Genomic DNA, 18,478 nt, shown 5'->3' with positions numbered 1-18,478 from the left:
ATGGAGTTGCATAAAGCAGAGTCATCCCATACTAAGACTGAGCGACGCATGTATTTCATTTTAGTTTTTATAATTGGATTGTTGATACTGCCATCCCCGCTTTATATTAAAACACTGCTAATACAAGCCGGTTACACTGCACGCTTTGAAACCGGTAGTGATAAAGCAGTTCAATTACTCTCTGATATAGCACAGGCACCTATTCGCTATATGACTTCTCAGTCTGATATGCCTTTATTAAAAGTAAATATCAAATATCAAAACTGGCTAAAAATAATGAATGATAGAGAGCAAGCACTTTCTACTGGTCGTATTCCTGAAATTCGAAATAGAGTTAAAGGAGAAGTTTATTATTTGGGTCAAAAATATAAAACTGAAATCAGATTGCAGGGCGATATGCTAGATCATGTTAATGCACCTAATAAATGGTTTTTAAGATTTGAGGTGAAAAAAAAACAAGCCATTTTATCTAGTAGACGTTTTGCACTCGTCAGTGCAAATGTAAGAGGTCATCATGGTTCAATGTTATTTTCTCAAACCATGAAAGGTGCAAACTTTGACATTATCACACCTATTATGAAACCCGTTAAAGTCATAATGAATGGAGAAGATTGGGGGGTTATGCTGTTTGAACAAGCGTTTAGTCAAGATATGCTTGCTGTTAATAATCGTACAGAAGGGTTAATTACCCGCTTTGATTTAGTAAATGAAACTCAAAATTCACACAAACAAATCATACGAAAATTACGTCCTAGAGTATTACAACGTAGTACGATTTTAGGTAAACCAGCTTTAAATAAACAACGTGCTATCGCACTAAGTTTACTGAGTGATTTCATTAACAAAAAACGTACAGCGAGTGATGTTTTTGATCATGAAAAATTAGGTCAATATTTAGCGACGGTTGATGTGTGGTCTGCCTGGCATGCTTTAACCTGGAATAACTGGCGCTTTTATTACAATCCACATACAGCAAAATTAGAACCGATTCAAAGCGATGTGGCAGTTTCACCCGCGGAACACTTTTGGTTTACACAAGCGGTAACCCAAGAATTTAAAGTAACAAGAATGATGTTGAACGATAAGTTAGTTAAAAATAGTTATATGAAAGCATTAAAACAGATAGATAAACGTTTAGATAATGGATCATTACAAGCTCATTTAAACCATCAGCAAACTCAATTATTGACCTTATTAAATTCAGACATGCCACTCATTAGTACTTATGATTTTGATTTATTACAAAAGCAAACAAAGTGCATCATAGCCAGTTGCACCATTTCAAATAAATTAAATCCACAGCTACATAAGCAATTATCATTTGTGAATATTAAAAAGAATTGGGACTTAACATCTCATTTTAAATCAAACCCTAACGATATAAATTCAGCCATTCTTACAATAGAAAACAATACTGAAGAATCACTTAATCTTGAAACGCTATTTGGAGCAACCCATTATTCAAAAATGGTTTATCTTGATGAAATTAACAGTGATCTACCGTTAACTATCCCCCCTAATAATAAAGTTACCTTTAAAATTCCAAATAATATAACATCGCTGGATTTACATGCAGGATTAGAATCTAAAAAAATAAAACCGTTTCATTTTATCAAAGATACACAACCTTTAGATTTTATCCCTAGACCTATCAGTTATAACCCATTATTAAAAAATTATCCTTTTATTACGCATAACAGTAGCAATAAGACATGGTATATCGCAAAAGGAGATTGGCAAATTAATGATTATTTGGTCACTCCCAATAATTGGCAAGTCATTATTGCTGCAGGTGCTAATTTGCGCTTTTCCAAAGGTGCTGGGATGATGGTTTTTGGCAAGCTAATGTTAAATGGTAGCGCCCAAAATTCTATAAATTTAAGCGCACAAAAAAATCAGTATTGGGCCGGTATATCTGTGTTTTCAGACAATCAGAAGATTGAAATAAACCATAGTAACTTCAGTCATTCAAAAGGGCCCAGTAAAGGTTTTTGGCAAGCAAGGGGCGCGCTTTATTTTGTTAAAGCTGATGCACATTTGAATCATGTCAATATCAGTGATAATTACTCTGAAGATGCGCTTAATATGATTAATAGCCAGTTCAAAATTAAAGACTTAAAAATCACTAACGCCTTTTCCGATGGTTTTGATTGTGACTTTTGCTCTGGTGTCATTAAACAAAGCGACTTTCATAATATAGGCATTCGCTCAGGCGGTGATGCGATAGACGTAAGCGGATCTAAACTATTAATCTCAAATGTCTATTTTCAACAAATACGAGATAAAGCAATCTCCGCAGGTGAAAACAGCTTTATTGATGTTAAAAGTATTTCAATTAATACAAGTAACTTTGGTCTAGTCAGTAAAGATGCCTCAGAAGTTTATGCTGATGATATTGAAATTGAAAATATAAATCATTATGCACTAATGACTTACAGTAAAAAAAGTATATTTGGCGGTGCCAAATTAATTGCCCGTAATCTTAACTGCAAAAAATCACACTGTATTGCCAATATTATAAGCGAGCTTGGTAGTCAACTATCGCTGGATGGCACAACCAGCAAGCCTGAAAAAATAAACATACAAACTTTATATAATACAGTTATGAAATCGGATAAATCACAATGAAAAATACTAGACGCTTTGAAGTTAAAATACCGATCCCCTTAAGTAGACTAAACCACGTATTAAATTGGTTGAAGTTACACCCACTTCTATTTCGTAAAAAGCACCCTGATCGCAGTGTAAATAGCTTATACCTCGATAGTGCTAATTTAGATGTATATGAAGAAAATCTCAGTGGGATCTGTAATAGAAAAAAGATCCGTATCCGCTGGTATGATGAATTGTTTGATTCTAAAGATTCAAAGTTAGAGTTTAAATACCGTGAAGCAGGTAAAGGCTATAAAGTAACTTACCCTGTGAATTTGGATATAAGAAACAGCGATAAAGCCTGGTATCATCATTTACTTTCATGTCAAAAAGTACTCAGTATTCAAGCTAATAATTTGTGGGGAAACAATCAATATCCTGTATTGATTTGTCGATACCAAAGAGAATATTTTGAGAGCCTATGTGGTAGTATGCGGGCTACTTTTGATAGAAATATAGAAGTATATGATCAACGTTATCAAGGTATACCAAACCTTGTTACTGGACGATCTTTAGGCGAATACGTATTGCTTGAACTTAAAACGGATGAGTCTTTCGAAAAAGAACTCGCTGCATTGGTTGCGGCTTGCCCTCTAAGACCTTCTCGTCACTCAAAATACGTAAATGGGATCAGAGCTTTAACTTGGTTTTAAAGCATTCATTTAACAAGCAGTAATTAATGAATGAAAAGGACTTAATACTAACTCATTGGCAGTAATCTTTATCAAAGCCAAAAATTTAAATAAATACATATGAAAAATAAAAAACCTTCAATTTAAAAGAAGGTTTTTTATTTAAACTTAAACTTTTAATTAACTGACGATTAGCGAATCAAAAAATGCTGTTCATCATCGTTAACTTGGTATTGCCATTCATATTCCATGGGCACTGTAGTGCCATCGTAAAACCAAATTTGCGCAATTAACTTTATACCTGAATGACTGATCATAAGAGACTCTTGAATGCCATTTTGATTTAATGGTGATCTAAATAGACATTCATTATAATCAAGCTGCTTACCTGGGTCAGGTGATAAGCAAACATTAATATATGCTCTTTGATCTAATCCAACTAATTTTGCATCAAGCTTAAGGCTAAACTTAGTTGAAAAATTAAAATTTTGGTCAGCGATAATATCAGCCGTAGTTTCAACAATATTATCCGGTGGAGGTGGTAACATTACTATCGGTACTGAATCTGGTGATTTAGTTTCACCTTTATTCTCCCCCTCACTACCTCCCCCGCAGCCAACTAACATTATTGATAAAATAATTAAAAAATTGTTTTGTAAAAAAATCATGACTTACTCCTAATTATTTATAACCTTTGAACTATCAGGTGAATTGAACCATAACGAATTATCAACTCCCGACGAGCGGGCAAAGCTATTAAATAGCGGGTAGGCAATAATTAAGTCTACATTTTCTTTTGGATGTGACCAATTAACCCCAACTTCCATAGCCCAAGGTAATCCATTCTCAGTTTGATAATAAAACCCACTTTCAACATTACTTGCGTCATCTTCGAGTGTTAATAGATTTAAATCGAATGCCTCTGTTGGTTCTTTATTTTTCAAGTGAACTTCCCAAGACCTAGCATTATTAATATTGACATAATCCCCATGAGCAAAACCATTTACAGCAAAAATAAAGGGGTCGAGTAAACCTAAAGGAGCAATACTTGAGTCTATAAAAGTACTTAGCGGTAAGGTGATCTTAAAACTAATTTTGGGATCGCTTTCACACCCGTTTGTTCTAAAATAAGTACATGCGCTGCTATAGACTGTTTTAGTATCAGGGATCACAATTAAAATAGCCTCACTACGCCCTGACTCTAGTGCAATACCTGACTGTATTACCCCGCCTATTTCATGGCGAATTAAGCTTGTATTTACGTATCCACTTGGTAAATTTTTAAAACGCACTGCAAACCCATTATGATAACCAGCCCCAACAGCATTGAGCTCACCTTCGATTACATATCGAATAACATTTGAACCTACCTTATTGACTGTGGTTCTGTAATTAAGTACAACATCATTAAAGTCATAGTCACCTGTTTCAGGCCATAGGTCCTCGTATGCCAAAGATACCCATGAACTCGCTCCAGGATAATAAGTTGTAGACATACCAGGATCTGTAATGTTTTGCTGATAATCTTCTACTTCACCATTGGAAACACCGCCATTGGCTGTAACAGTTGGATTTTCAGTGACTCTAAAACGCATCCAAGTACTACCAACTAAAGCATTATTAGGCACTTCAAGTAAAATGTGATTTTCACCCGCTACAAGGCTTTTTGATATCACCGCTTGCTCACTGTTATCAAATTCACCATTTTGGTTCCAATCAAACCAAGCATTCAAATAGCCTACACTGGAAGATGTAACGAGCATTAAAGTATCCAAACCAACTTCTAATCCAGTTATAAATTGCACACCATCATCACTATCATCTACCGCTTTAGGGGTAGATTCACCATTAACAATACTGCCCAAATATAACCCAGTAGCATCAAACTCATGTCTAGCACCGTTATCAGCTAACGTTAAACCATAACTGGTAGGCGCATCACCAAAATCAATTGCTGTATCATCTTCATCAATTAGTGGTGCCGTTGCACAGCGCGCTCCGTCGTTATTTCCCGAGTTTGGTCCTAATGCAAAAAGTTCTGCAGTAGGGTTTGAATTTGCAACATTAATCCTAAATATATGGCCATCTTTATTACGACTTATATAAAACGTACCTTCAACATCAAAATATACCGCACCAAAAGTGCCACTTTGTCCAACATTACCTAAAGATATTGACGTACCTGAATTCACATCAATGCGATGTAAATCACCATTTTTATCTACGCTATAAGCTAAATGGGTATCAGGATGAAATGCAAAATCAAAAATGGTTAAGTTTAATGCGCTTCCGTCTGTTATTTTGCTGACCTCTAAATACTCACTGCTGGTTTCATCAAGTGGAACTCGATATAAACCTGAGCTTGCACCTTTTTTATAGAAGTAATAAGCGTTTTCTTGTACTGATACATCACCTACATAATAATTTCCTCCTGGATTATTAATAAGGCTTAACGGCTCAACTTGATAATCAACGCCAATACGTACCAAAGATCCAGCTTCATAGCCCCAACCATATAAATACCTATCGTGCACACTAAAACCAAAACCATTTACTTTGCTATTTGTGCCCATATCTGACGTGAGTTCAGGCGCATTACCTGAAACTAAATTCACACCATATAACCTTGCAGTTGTATCTTGTACTAAAAAAGCTTTAGAGGGACAGGAATTAAAGGGTTCCCCTGCTTGCGCACTTAAACTCGCTATCCCTAAAAAGAGTGATCTTAAGATCTGACATCGTTTCATATTATACGCTCCAATGAATAAACTATATTCAAGAGTGCATTCTACGCGCCACCTTTAAAGTACTTTACTATCAACAAATTAAAGTAAAACCTCTAATAAGATGTTTAATAACTTTGCAATTTGCAAAACAAATTGCAAAACCATAAAGACTATAAAACAGACTTAAGTTGATTAAGAACATAATGGGACTTTTGCTGCCAACTCTCTTGTTTTACTTGATTTGATGAATTTTGACGCCACATTAAACCACTTGAGATACTTAAGTTAACAGCCCAATCAACACGTTCAATAAAACCCTGGACATCATTTGCAATTAATACTGTTTCTTTATACTTATCTACAGCAGGAAAAGAAGTTGAAACGATAGGGGCTCCTGATGCTAAATATTCTTTAAGCTTTAAGGGATCACAGGCCCTTATTTGTGCGTTATCAACAAATGGGAGTAAAGCAACTTGCCAGTGCTGTGAAAAATGGGGTAATTGATTGTGGTTTATTGCTTCTATATGCTTTACATTTTTTAAAGCTAACAATTCATTTAAATCTACCTTACTTTTACCAATTAAAAGTAAATCGTATTCAGGTCTTGCTTTAACTAATTGTTTTAATAAATCAAGATCTACCCAATTTGATATTGATCCATAAAAGCCTAATGTTGGTCTTTGCTTTTGTAAACCTTCATTAATATTGGCAGGCATATTGAATAATTTGAAATCAACACCATGCCTAAGTAGAAAAGTTTTATTGTGTGGCATCTTTTGCTTTAAAGCGTCACTCACAACATAAATAATATCAGCTCTATTTATCAGTTCTTTTTCAAAAGGTGCAACCAGATTATAATCCACACCATCAAGTCCTGAAAAATCATCACCACAATAATAAATGACTTTATCTTGTTCCCTTATATCAATCATACTGATAGCGGTAGGTACACTTATCCAATAAATGATAGGGTCATCATCTATTGATGTATTTAATAAAGGTATTGTTTTTTTTATTTGCTGCTTGTTTAATATATTCACCCAAGAAAATTGATGCCAAGGTAAAATTTTTGCATTGTAAACTGTAAATTCATTCAAAAATTCAGATTTTTTACGCATACTAAAAAGCGAAATAAATTTATTAAAAACACGCTTAATATCTTTAAAAGAAAATTTAGGTGTACGCATTCCCACGGAGTTGACCCAACTCACTTCATGCTCTTGAGATATTTCTTTTATTAAGTGTTGCGTGCTGCTCGGGTGTGCAGCCCAATCTTCGCCAAATACAATAAATCGCATAAATACTCCCAGCTAAATATTTTTTACAACACGAGCAGGGTTACCAGCTGCAATGCAATTAGCAGGTATATCTTTGGTTACAATAGAACCAGCCCCTATAATAGCCCCTTGACCAATCGTGATACCCGCTAATACCGTCACCCCAGTGCCAAGCCAAGCGCCTTGCTGAATAATGATGTCACCAACTTGGCATTCCAAATCAGGTTTACCTTGAGCTCTTGCATCATTATCAATTGGATGCCCTGGAAAACCAGCTAAAAATACCTTACCAGCAAGTCTCACATCATCTTCGAGAATGACTTTAGTACCAATAGAAATCGAGTTTTGCCAACCTATATCAACGTTATTCCCTATAATTAATTGGGGCTTATCAACAGAGAATACGCGCCCACAAAAAGTCGTGACTCCTGACATTCTGACATTTTCACCTAATGTAATATCCAAATGACCTAATATCTGTGGCATGCCAGAATAGAGATATAAATTTTGCTTTTTACCTTTCACTTGGCTTTTAAATAAAGGTGTGAAGTATAATACTCGGTATATATCATCAAATAAATTTGTGATAAACACATGAAAATTAAATAATAAACTATGCATTAATGGAATAACGGGAATTTGAGGGTTACGTATTTTTTTCGCCCATTTACGACAAAAACACCCAAAAACACTTTCATCTGTTTTAAGCCAGTAAACCATTTTAATAAACATAAAACCTCCAGAGTTTTTGTTTTAACTATGAATTTGCTCAATCAAATTTGATAATTTTTTTGCCTGTGTAATAGAGTCAAACATTACCTCAACCCGCTTTCGAGCAAGTATGCCCATCTTTTGCCGAATGCTCGGTTTTAAATAATTCAGTGACTCTATTGCTTCTTTCAACTCATTTGTATCTTTTGGTTTTACAATAAAGCCAACCTCATAACTCACAACCTCTCTACAGCCTGTAGTCTCACATGTAATAACAGGAAGCCCCATTGCCATCGCTTCTTTCACTGCTAAATGACTTGTATTAGTTTCTCCATTTTCAGGTGTATAAAATGGCGCAATAAAAGCATCATATTGACCTGATACTTGCGCAATCCAATTTGGGGTATGATGACCAAGTAAGCAAACAAACTCTTCTAAATGCAATTGCTTTATTTGTTCAGATATTCTTGCATATTCAGGACCTTTGCCAACAATATCTAAGCAAGGCCGATGTTCAGCGTCTATTTTAGCTAATGCCTCTAAGGCATATTTCAACCCTTTTTTAGCCACTAAGCGGCCGACAAATAATAACCTTAATCGCCGATTCCTTACATTATTATGATCCGGAGGGGGATTTAATGCGAAGTGAGACACATCAACGCCGCTATGAAGCAAATAATGATGTTTTGCGCCTAACAAGCTAAAGGTATTGTTCATATCTTGGCAAACAGCAATACAAAAATTACACATTTGTAATTTGTACTTTAAATCATGGCTATTCACATCAACATCATGACCATGACCCACTCCTGACACAGTGACATCTGCCAATTTTGCCGCAACTAAAACATAAGCCATAACATTATGTAAAAAGTGGCAATGAAAATGTTCACAGCCATACTTTTTAGCTAATGTCGCCAATTTGACCCCATAAAAAAGCAAAGATTTAATTGAAATTTCTTGTAAGTGATATGCACATATAAATGACTTAACCAAGTTCATTGGGTTAAACCTAAATAAGCCACCGATCTCATTTGATATAGTAGAATCAAGTTCAATAACATTGACTTTATCCGGTAACTCAATCCAATGTAGCTCGCGGTTAAAACAAAATACAGTGATCTTATGACCCATTTTAAGCAAAGATTTAATTTCAGTTACCACAAAGGTTTCTGATGGAATTGGAAAATCGGGGAGCACTACAGCAATATGTTTCATTACTCTATCCTCAGTTATCATAGTCAGTAATTACTAGCGTCATTTAATAACAGCAAGGTATATGCCTGCCCTGAATCAGGTATTTAGCGCTGTATTTATACTGTTTATGCAAAATGATTGCATTTTGCAAAGCAAAATGGAGAACTTGCTGCTGTTTTTAGCGTAATATCGCTGGCATTTTAATTGCAGTTTTCAAAGTAAATAAAATTATTATGAAATGGAGAATGTGATATGTGCAAAGATGTCTGTGTCATTATTCCAAGCTATAACAATAAAGAACATTTATCTAAATCATTAGGTAGTATTCTTAGGCAGAAGAATATACGCCAAGAAGTTATTATTACTGATGATGGCAGCAGTGGTGATACTTCCGAGTGGCTAAACCACATAGCCCAAAGATATGATTACATCCGCATTATTGAATATAATAAATCAAATATTGCAAATGCGAGAAACTTAGCCATTGAAAAATCGAACTGTAAATTCATTGCTTTTTTAGATGCCGGAGATACATGGTATGACAACAAATTAGCCAATCAACTGCAGTTTATGAAAACCCACCCTAATTGCATTTTAACTTTCACGAACTATCAGAATGTCGATACACATTATCAGCCTATTATTGATTGCTTTTCATATTTTTCTGAATTTTCAAAAGTATGTAACTTTGTAAATAATGAATATATAACATTAAATTCACCATTAAATATTTTATTAAAGAATAATATCATAGGCACTTCAAGTGTCATGGTAAAACGTGAAAAACTGATGAAATCAGGTTTTGATCCAAGTTTAAAGTCAGCCAGTGATTGGGATTGTTGGTTACGGCTTGCGATGCAAGGAAACTTTTGTTTCAGCCATGAAATCACCACAGATCATCTCACGCCTAAAAATTCAAACTTAAAATTTCAGGATAAGCATTTAGCCGCATTAGATGAAATAATTACACGTATCAGAGCACACCCAGATGTTCAACCTTTAACAGTAAAACATGCAAAAGCAAGTTTGAATGAAAGCAGAGCTGATCACCATCGTCAACTAGGTCACAAGTTTCATGCTTTAAAACATGCACTACAAGCCGTATTGCTTTACCCACATAAAAGAAATATTAAACACTTTTTTCATGACATTAAGCAATTGATGTATATTTAACTAGTATATTAAAATAAAGATAAGATACAGGAGGTTATTAATGACCCACATTTTATTAGTAGATGATGAACCTGAAGTATTAAATGCATTAACTCGAATTTTACGAAAAGATTATCAAATTACGAGTTACAATTGTGCAAGTGAAGCATTAGAGGCTATTAAAAATAATTTAAATACAGATGAACAATTTGATTTAATTATTTCTGATATTCGCATGCCGCATATGGATGGAATTGAGCTTTTAAGTCACATTAACAAAATAGCCCCTCAAATGAGTAGAGTTTTATTATCCGGTTATGCAGATATGGAGCTTTGCCAATCTGCGATACCAAATAAAATTGCACAAATCATATTATCTAAACCTTGGGATAATTTTGAAATAAAAACTGTAATTAACTTATTATTAGAGTTAGCCCATTTGAAACAAGAAAATTTATTACTCAAAAACACTCAATCATCAACTTTATAGAATAATACAATCGAATTAATCTATTTTACCAATTTATAAATTCGACTATGCTGTACGTATTCAAACAAATGAGGTTTAAGGTATGTTTACAGTGATTTTTGGTCGTGAAGGGTGTCCATATTGTGTCAGAGCAAAAGAAGTTTCAACTCAGCTCAGTAAAGATGTAGTAGGCTTTAAATTTAAATATATTGATATTAATAAAGAAGGCATTTCAAAAGCGGATCTTGAAAAAACAGTCGGAAAACCGGTTGAAACTGTACCTCAAATATTTGTTGAACAGGTCCATATAGGTGGCTTTACCGAGTTTGAAGCGTATGCAAAAGAAAATTTTGGTCTGTACCAAGAAAATACACCTGTATAAAATTCAACCAAGTTCAATCACATAGAAAATAGTTGAAATTTACCCGAGCTATTGCTGCTGTTTTACTATACAATGCGCGCCTCTTTAAATATGCCGAGGCGCTTTAATGTCTGAATCTGTCACTTTTTCATCCTTAGAACTATCACCTGCTATATTACAAGCTGTCGAAAAATTAGGTTATGAAACACCTTCTGAAATTCAAGCTAAATGTATTCCTTCTTTATTAGCAGGAAAGGATGTATTAGGACTTGCACAAACAGGTACAGGTAAAACAGCAGCATTTGCTTTACCCCTGTTAAATAATATAGATGTTAAAGCTAAATACCCTCAAATATTAGTATTAGCACCAACACGTGAATTAGCAATACAAGTAGCTGAAGCATTTGAACAATACTCTAAATTTACTCACGGCGTAAAAGTATTACCTATCTATGGTGGTCAAAGCTACGGTATCCAATTAAAAGCACTACGTGAAGGCGCACAAATTATTGTGGGCACACCAGGTCGTGTTATGGATCACTTAAATAAAGGCACATTAAAACTAGATAGACTAAGTGCAATGGTTTTAGATGAAGCTGATGAAATGTTACGCATGGGCTTTATTGATGATGTTGAAACTATCATGGCTAAAACCCCACAAGATAAACAAACATGTTTATTCTCTGCAACTATGCCTAAGCAAATTCAATCAATTTGTAGCAAATACTTAGAAAATGCAGAACATGTAAGTGTTGCAGCACGCAACTCAACTGTTGAAAGCGTTGAGCAAGTATTCTGGATGGCTGGTCACGTTCATAAAAATAAAGCGATTGTACGTTTTTTACAAGCTGAAAATTATGACGCCTCTATCGTATTCGTGAGAACACGTAACGATACAGTACAGCTAGCAGAGTACTTAGAGCGTGCAGGTTTCTCTGTTGCACCATTAAACGGTGACATGAACCAGCAAGCCCGTGAACGTACAATCGAACGTTTAAAAAATGGCATGCTAGATATCGTTATAGCAACAGATGTTGCAGCACGTGGCCTTGATGTACCACGTATCGATTTAGTTATTAACTACGATATACCACAAGATGCTGAAGCTTATGTTCACCGTATTGGCCGAACTGGTCGTGCAGGTCGTACTGGTAAAGCACTTTTATTTGTTAAGCGTAACGAACGTTACATGCTTAAAAATATCGTTCGTGGTACTAAGTCAGACATTGCAGAAGTTCAATTACCAAGTACAGATATAGTACAACAAAAGCGCCTTGAAACTTTAGCAACTACATTAACAAAAACAGCTGAACAAGGTGATATTGCATTTTATAATGAATTAGCTGCAAAACTTACCGCTGAATTAGGCTTATCAAGTGAAGCACTCGCAGGCGCATTACTTTACTTGGCGCAAAAACAGTCGCCAATCAAAGTTGAAGATGCACCTAAAATGCCAGAACGCGCACCTAGAGGCGACCGCAATGATCGTGGCCGTGGTGATCGTAATGACAGAAGTGGTCGTAGTCGTGATAGAAATGATCGCAATAGCCGTGGTGAAAGATCTGAAGGTCGTCAAGACAGAGAGCGTAAACCTCGAGAGCGTCGCCCTAAAGATAATGGTCCTGTAGATACATACCGTATCGAAATTGGTCGTGATGATGGCGTACAAGTTAAAAATATTGTAGGCGCAATTGCAAACGAAGCAGATATTCCAAGTAAATTTATCGGCGACATTCGTTTACATGACGATCACAGCACTGTTGAGCTTCCACAAAATATGCCTGAAGCAACATTGAAGCATTTCAAAACAGTTGTTATTTGTCAAAAGCCAATGAAAATGTCTTTAAACAAGTAAGCTGTTTAAAATAAAAAAAGCTTGCCTAGGCAAGCTTTTTTTATGTCTGTTAATAAATATCAAATTATTCATTATAAATATATTGGAAAACATATTCTGATATTTCAACAAAATTAAGCCCGCAACTATGCTCATATTTAACACATTGTTCAGCGGTCACATTTATACACAAAACTTCAGGACAGATATCCTGTAAATACTCAGCCATTCTATCATTATAATCAATACGACCATCTAACTCGAAAGCCATATTTTCAACTCTAGCCCACTTGTCAGAAACAATGAGCTTTTCAAAATAAATTTGAGATTTTGAGTTCATACAAAGTCATAAGTTATTTTAACAAGAGAAACAGAATAACTAAGTGATGTATCAAAGCATTGATCGAAATCAAACTAATTAATTTTATATTCAAGCAGAAACAAATGATTACATTTTTAGCTATAAGACTTTACAAAGCGATTAACACAGTCTTTTAAATATTCGTCAGAAGGTGCTACGTCATCACTGATATGGCCTAAAGTACGCTTTAAATGCCAATCACCTTGTACCATGCCTAATAATTGTAAAGTAGCAAAACGTGTATCATTAATGTTCAACTGACCTACACCAGATAACTTAGCTAAACACTGAGAAACCTGATCTTGGATCATTTTAGGACCCGCGCAGTAAAAACATGAGCCTAACTGAGGGTGTTCAGTTCGATGTGATACACAGGTGGTATAAACTTGAATCGCATCATCCGATAAAACAAGATCACTAAAAGTTTTAACAATTTTAAATAAATTATCTTGTAAGCTAGATTCTGGATGATAAAGCTGACCACTAAATTCAGATGCTGAACAACGTGAACCAACTGTTTCAACAAATAAAGTATCTTTATCTGTAAAGTGGCTATAAACAGTTTGCTTTGATACCCCAGCTTCCTTAGCTATTTTATCCATACTCGTATTTGGGTAGCCCTGCTCAATAAATAATTTTGTTGCAGCCTCAATAATTTGCTCACGCTTTAATTGCGATTTAGTTCTTTTTGACGCTACTTCTGTTGTTACCATTTAATACAAACCTCAAATTACAAGAATAGACTAGACAGTCTAGTTTGATTCATTTATATTGAACCTAGACTGAGTAGTCTAGTATTTTATCATCGTTTTATAAATCAATTTTTAGTTCATCAGGGATCAGGAGCATAAAATGAAGTATCAATCATTTGCATACTTTGGTTTATTTATTGCCAGTTTTCATATTTCAAGCGCCGAGAACACAGTCAATATTGAAGCTATGGCACTACAACAAATGGCATCATATCAAGTAGAGCGTCAATTTAGCGGTCGAGTCATTAAACAACAAGATGCTAAACTCGCATTTGAATTCTCAGGTAAAATAAAAAAAATTCATTTTGATCAAGGGGATAAAGTTACAAAAAACACAACCCTTATCACCTTAGATACCCGGCTTCTTGACATTGAAAAGTTAAAACTTTTAGCTAAGAAAAAACGCATTGAAGCTGAGCTCACATTAGCAAAGTTAGATGAAAAAAGATTAGATAAATTAAAAAAACAAAATTACTCCGCCGAACAAAATTTAGATAAAATCAATACTCAAATCAATGTCTATCTAGCAAATATCAGTGAAATTCAAGCTGCAATTACAGGCATAGATCTTCAAATAGAAAAATCTCATTTAAACGCCCCTTTTGATGGTATTTTGGGTCAAAGATATGTTGCTTTAGGTGAAGTCATAGCAGCAGGAGCACCTACTATACGTATATTAGAAAAAGGTCATAATCAAATTCAAGTCGGTGTACCTGAACATCTGAAGTCAACCATTAAACCCATAATGCCCGTTATTATTTCAGGCCAAGAGTATCAAGCAAAAGTATTGAGTAAAGGCGCTGAAATAGACCCTATATCTCATACATTATCAATGCGTTTTTCCTTACCCGATAATGCACCGATATATGCAGGTCAAGTTGGCAGGCTTAAAATAAAAGAAGACAAAAAAGCACTGGGTTATTGGGTACCTTTATCAGCTCTTACAGATGGTATTCGTGGAACTTGGAATATTTATCACATAAAAAAAGAAGAAAAAAGCGCTCGTTTAAAACCCGTTATTGTAAAGGTCATATATACCGATGGAAAAAATGCATTTATCAGTGCCCCGCTACCAGATAAAAGTAAAATTGTAGCTAACGGTTTACACAAAGTAAGTACTGATATAGCAGTTAAAATTGTTAAAACAAGATTTGCAAATTCAGCTAATGGTGAAGTTCAATGATCAAATACTTATTTGAACATGGCCGCCTTCAAGCGTTAATTATAGCGTTATTGTGTGTCAGCGGATTAGCTGCAATTTCGAGCTTACCCATAACTGAAGACCCTAGAATCACTAACAGGTTTGCTTCTGTCACCACTTTTTTACCGGGCGCCAGTGCTGAACGAATTGAGGCGCAATTGAGTGAAAAGCTTGAACAAAAGTTAAAATCTCAACAAGAAGTTAAACTTATCATTTCAACTTCCCGTCCAGGCATATCCGTTTTAAGCATCGAATTAAATGATAACGTACAAAACCCATTACCTATTTGGTCTAGGTTAAGAGATTTATTGGCTGATGTGCAATCAGAATTACCCGCTCAAGCTAGCACACCATTATTAGATGATGAAAAAGGCTATGCCTATACACGCATTTTTGCACTTACGGGGAAAACATCTGAACTACCGCTTACCACCTTAAGCCGTTATGCAAAAGAATTGCAAAGCACATTACGTAATGTCAGTGGTGTTGAAATTGTCCATTTTTTTGGTAAACCAGAAGAAGAGATTTTAGTTGAAGTTAATGCTCAAAAAGCTGCCCTATCGCAAATTTCAATTCAACAAATAGCCCTTGCTTTACAAGGCGCCGATGCAAAAGTTGCCGCTGGTACATTAACAAATCAACACACACAAATACAATTAGAAATAACAGGCGCATTTGATTCTATTTCTAGAATACAAAAAATTCCTTTGATCAGTAATGAGACAGGTGCGCAATATCAGTTATCCGACTTAGCTAAAGTACAAAGAGCAATCAAAAAACCTGAGTTTGACATTGCTTTAATTGATGGCAAAAAAGGCATCTATGTTGCAGCTCGTATGTTACCAGGATTACGAATAGACAATTTTTCAAAAAAAATAAATACCAGTATTGCACTATTTTCACAAAAATTACCCGAGCAAGTTCAATTAAAAAATATCTTTGATCAAAAACAATATACAGAAAATAGATTAGGTGAGTTAGTTAACAATATTTTAGTTGGCTTCGTGATTATTTTATCTGTTTTATTACTTACCTTAGGGTTTAAAGCCGCACTGATTGTTGGCACAGCCTTACCTTTAACAGTATTATTTACTTTAGTAACCATGCAATATTATGGTTTACCAATACATCAAATGTCAGTCACAGGTTTGGTTGTTGCACTGGGTATTATGGTTGATAATGCCATTGTAATGACAGACTCAATTCAAAGATATCGTCAACAAGGTTATAGCCCATTAAAGGCTGTGCAGACTGCGGTCTCTCATTTTTGGATGCCTTTATTAGGCTCAACTTTAACCACTATTCTTGCTTTTGCACCAATCGTATTAATGCCAGGACCTGCGGGGGAATTTGTCGGGGGCATAGCGCTAAGCGTTATTTTTGCTTTAATTGGCTCTTATTTAATTTCTCATACTTTAATTGCTGTATTTGCAGGGCAATTTATAAATGGAAAAGAAAGAAATACAATCTGGGGTCGCGGCATACGTTTGCCCAAATTAACAAGTAAATTTCAGGCATCTCTAAAATGGACTCTAATGAACCCTAAACAAACCTTATTATTGGTTTTTATTTTACCTGTATTAGGTTTCTTAAGTGCGGGTCAGCTTACGGAGCAGTTTTTTCCACCATCAGATCGTGACATGTTTCACATTGAAGTACGCCTAACACCAAGTAGCAGCATAACAAATACCAAACAAACAACGCTTGAAATTGATAAATATATCCGAAAATTTGATGGCATTGAAAAATTAGACTGGATGGTAGGTAATAATTTCCCCAGCTTTTATTACAATATGAAACCCAGAAGCAGAGGTGCCACCAATTATGCGCAAGCTATGGTTAAAACACCTGATTTTGAAACCGCCAATAAGCTCATACCTAAATTACAAACTGAACTTGATAAAGCTTTTCCCCAAGCGCAAATTATTATTCGAAAATTAGAACAGGGCCCACCTTTCAATGCACCAATAGAGATGCGCATTTACGGCCCTAATTTAGACACATTAAATCAATTAGGTTTAGAATTACGCACTTTATTGACTGCGCACTCAAATGTTATTCAAACGAGATCGACTTTAATGTCGGGCAACCCTAAACTTTGGTTGAAAGCCGATGAAATTGCATTAAAACAAAGTGGCTTAACTTTGACTGCTTTAGCAAACCAATTACAGTCTCAATATCATGGCATTATTGCAGGTAGTATAATTGAACATACAGAGACCATTCCTGTACGTGTCAGAGTAGCCGATATCGATAGATCTTCAACCAGTGCTCTTAATTCAACTAGTTTTGTAAGCAGCCAAGCTCTGAACATTGAAACCTTTACGGAACTCACTTTAAAGCCGTCTCGTGGCAGTATAGAAAGAAGAAATGGTGAACGTGTAAATGTGATAGAAGGTTATCTGAAGACAGGTATTATTCCCCAAACTGTATTAAATGATTTTCAGCAAACTTTAGCAAATTCTGACTTTAAAGTTCCCCCAGGATATAGACTTGAAATTGGCGGAGAGTCACAAAAACGTAATGAAGCAGTAGGTCAACTGATAACTTCCGTCGGTATAATAATCGTACTATTGCTAACGGTTTTAGTTGTTTCCTTTAATTCATTTACCACGACATTATTAATCATGGTCAATGCTGCGCAAGCTGCCATGCTAGGTTTACTCAGTGTTTATTTAGGAGGTTTCCCTTTTGGGTTTACCGTTATAATCGCTTTATTGGGGCTTATGGGTTTAGCGATTAATGCTTCCATTGTTATTTTATCAGAACTAAGGGCTACCCGCGCAGGTACAGATCAAGATAAAATAATCGCTGCTGTTATGAAAAGTTCACGCCACATTACCTCAACAACAATCACCACCGTGGGTGGATTTATGCCACTCATACTTGCTGGGGGTGGGTTTTGGCCTCCATTTGCCGTTGCTATTGCAGGTGGGACAGCGCTAACAACTATTTTATCTTTTTATTTTGTGCCTGTTGCATTTAAATTAATGATGACCAGAAAGTTGTTATTAACCAAATCGATAGCCGCAGACTCAATCAAAGTGTAAATTCACATACTTTAGGATTACCATTTTCAGACGATTTTTGCTTTAAAGTCTTGACTCGCATTATCACTAAACAAAAAACTTGGTTTAAATCGTCTGTTATGCA

At 35.3% G+C, this 18,478-nt stretch carries 15 protein-coding genes; 8 read left to right on the top strand and 7 right to left on the bottom strand.

The annotated features are described in order from the left end of the window. Positions 1-2,628, top strand: coding sequence for a hypothetical protein (locus tag BM088_RS01860; RefSeq protein WP_091979313.1), 2,628 nt, complete (start codon positions 1-3; stop codon positions 2,626-2,628). Further along, positions 2,625-3,305, top strand: a complete 681-nt coding sequence (locus tag BM088_RS01855) for a polyphosphate polymerase domain-containing protein (RefSeq protein ID WP_091979311.1) — start codon at positions 2,625-2,627, stop codon at positions 3,303-3,305. The genes BM088_RS01860 and BM088_RS01855 overlap by 4 nt, the downstream gene beginning before the upstream one ends. Positions 3,306-3,475: 170 nt before the next feature. Here the strand turns inward: BM088_RS01855 and BM088_RS01850 are convergent, their stop codons facing one another. The 5 genes from BM088_RS01850 to BM088_RS01830 all read right to left on the bottom strand — a co-directional run bounded on the left by BM088_RS01850 (position 3,476) and on the right by BM088_RS01830 (position 9,216). After that, on the bottom strand, positions 3,476-3,952 hold the full coding sequence (locus tag BM088_RS01850) for a hypothetical protein (protein ID WP_091979310.1): 477 nt from the start codon (positions 3,950-3,952) through the stop codon (positions 3,476-3,478). Between the two features lie 9 nt (positions 3,953-3,961). Next, positions 3,962-6,031, bottom strand: coding sequence for an LruC domain-containing protein (locus BM088_RS01845; protein WP_091979308.1), 2,070 nt, complete (start codon positions 6,029-6,031; stop codon positions 3,962-3,964). Positions 6,032-6,180: 149 nt separating this feature from the next. After that, positions 6,181-7,308, bottom strand: a complete 1,128-nt coding sequence (locus BM088_RS01840) for a glycosyltransferase (protein ID WP_091979306.1) — start codon at positions 7,306-7,308, stop codon at positions 6,181-6,183. 12 nt (positions 7,309-7,320) lie between these two features. Next, positions 7,321-8,019, bottom strand: coding sequence for an acyltransferase (locus BM088_RS01835; RefSeq protein WP_091979304.1), 699 nt, complete (start codon positions 8,017-8,019; stop codon positions 7,321-7,323). A 21-nt stretch (positions 8,020-8,040) separates the two neighbouring features. Then, the gene (locus BM088_RS01830; protein ID WP_091979302.1) at positions 8,041-9,216 is read right to left on the bottom strand and encodes a glycosyltransferase; all 1,176 of its coding nucleotides are present in this window, start codon (positions 9,214-9,216) and stop codon (positions 8,041-8,043) included. A 231-nt stretch (positions 9,217-9,447) separates the two neighbouring features. On the opposite strand from BM088_RS01830, the gene BM088_RS01825 reads away from it, so the two are divergent. The 4 genes from BM088_RS01825 (at position 9,448) to BM088_RS01810 (ending at position 13,032) form a co-directional block, all read left to right on the top strand. Continuing rightward, a complete protein-coding gene (locus BM088_RS01825; RefSeq protein ID WP_091979300.1) occupies positions 9,448-10,368 on the top strand; it encodes a glycosyltransferase family 2 protein in 921 nt (306 codons plus the stop codon). 40 nt (positions 10,369-10,408) lie between these two features. Further along, a complete protein-coding gene (locus tag BM088_RS01820; protein ID WP_091979298.1) occupies positions 10,409-10,837 on the top strand; it encodes a response regulator in 429 nt (142 codons plus the stop codon). Positions 10,838-10,919: 82 nt separating this feature from the next. Then, complete coding sequence (locus tag BM088_RS01815; protein ID WP_091979296.1) at positions 10,920-11,198, top strand: GrxA family glutaredoxin; 279 nt, start codon at positions 10,920-10,922, stop codon at positions 11,196-11,198. A gap of 106 nt (positions 11,199-11,304) precedes the next feature. Beyond that, complete coding sequence (locus BM088_RS01810) at positions 11,305-13,032, top strand: DEAD/DEAH box helicase (RefSeq protein ID WP_091979294.1); 1,728 nt, start codon at positions 11,305-11,307, stop codon at positions 13,030-13,032. A 64-nt stretch (positions 13,033-13,096) separates the two neighbouring features. Here BM088_RS01810 and BM088_RS01805 read toward each other — a convergent pair whose 3' ends face one another. Both BM088_RS01805 and BM088_RS01800 read right to left on the bottom strand, forming a co-directional pair. Further along, positions 13,097-13,351: a hypothetical protein gene (locus tag BM088_RS01805; protein ID WP_091979292.1), complete on the bottom strand. Its 255-nt coding sequence runs from the start codon at positions 13,349-13,351 to the stop codon at positions 13,097-13,099. A gap of 116 nt (positions 13,352-13,467) precedes the next feature. Beyond that, a complete protein-coding gene (locus tag BM088_RS01800; protein ID WP_091979290.1) occupies positions 13,468-14,085 on the bottom strand; it encodes a TetR/AcrR family transcriptional regulator in 618 nt (205 codons plus the stop codon). 139 nt (positions 14,086-14,224) lie between these two features. Between BM088_RS01800 and BM088_RS01795 the strand changes: the two genes are divergently transcribed. Further along, the gene (locus tag BM088_RS01795; protein ID WP_091979288.1) at positions 14,225-15,307 is read left to right on the top strand and encodes an efflux RND transporter periplasmic adaptor subunit; all 1,083 of its coding nucleotides are present in this window, start codon (positions 14,225-14,227) and stop codon (positions 15,305-15,307) included. Next, complete coding sequence (locus tag BM088_RS01790) at positions 15,304-18,375, top strand: efflux RND transporter permease subunit (RefSeq protein WP_091979286.1); 3,072 nt, start codon at positions 15,304-15,306, stop codon at positions 18,373-18,375. The genes BM088_RS01795 and BM088_RS01790 overlap by 4 nt, the downstream gene beginning before the upstream one ends. Positions 18,376-18,478 lie beyond the last annotated feature (103 nt).

It is taken from the genome of Pseudoalteromonas denitrificans DSM 6059, assembly GCF_900112265.1.
Classification (GTDB): domain Bacteria; phylum Pseudomonadota; class Gammaproteobacteria; order Enterobacterales; family Alteromonadaceae; genus Pseudoalteromonas; species Pseudoalteromonas denitrificans.
The sequence above is the reverse complement of the archived record's forward strand: the minus strand, read 5'-3'. Positions and strand labels throughout refer to the sequence as shown.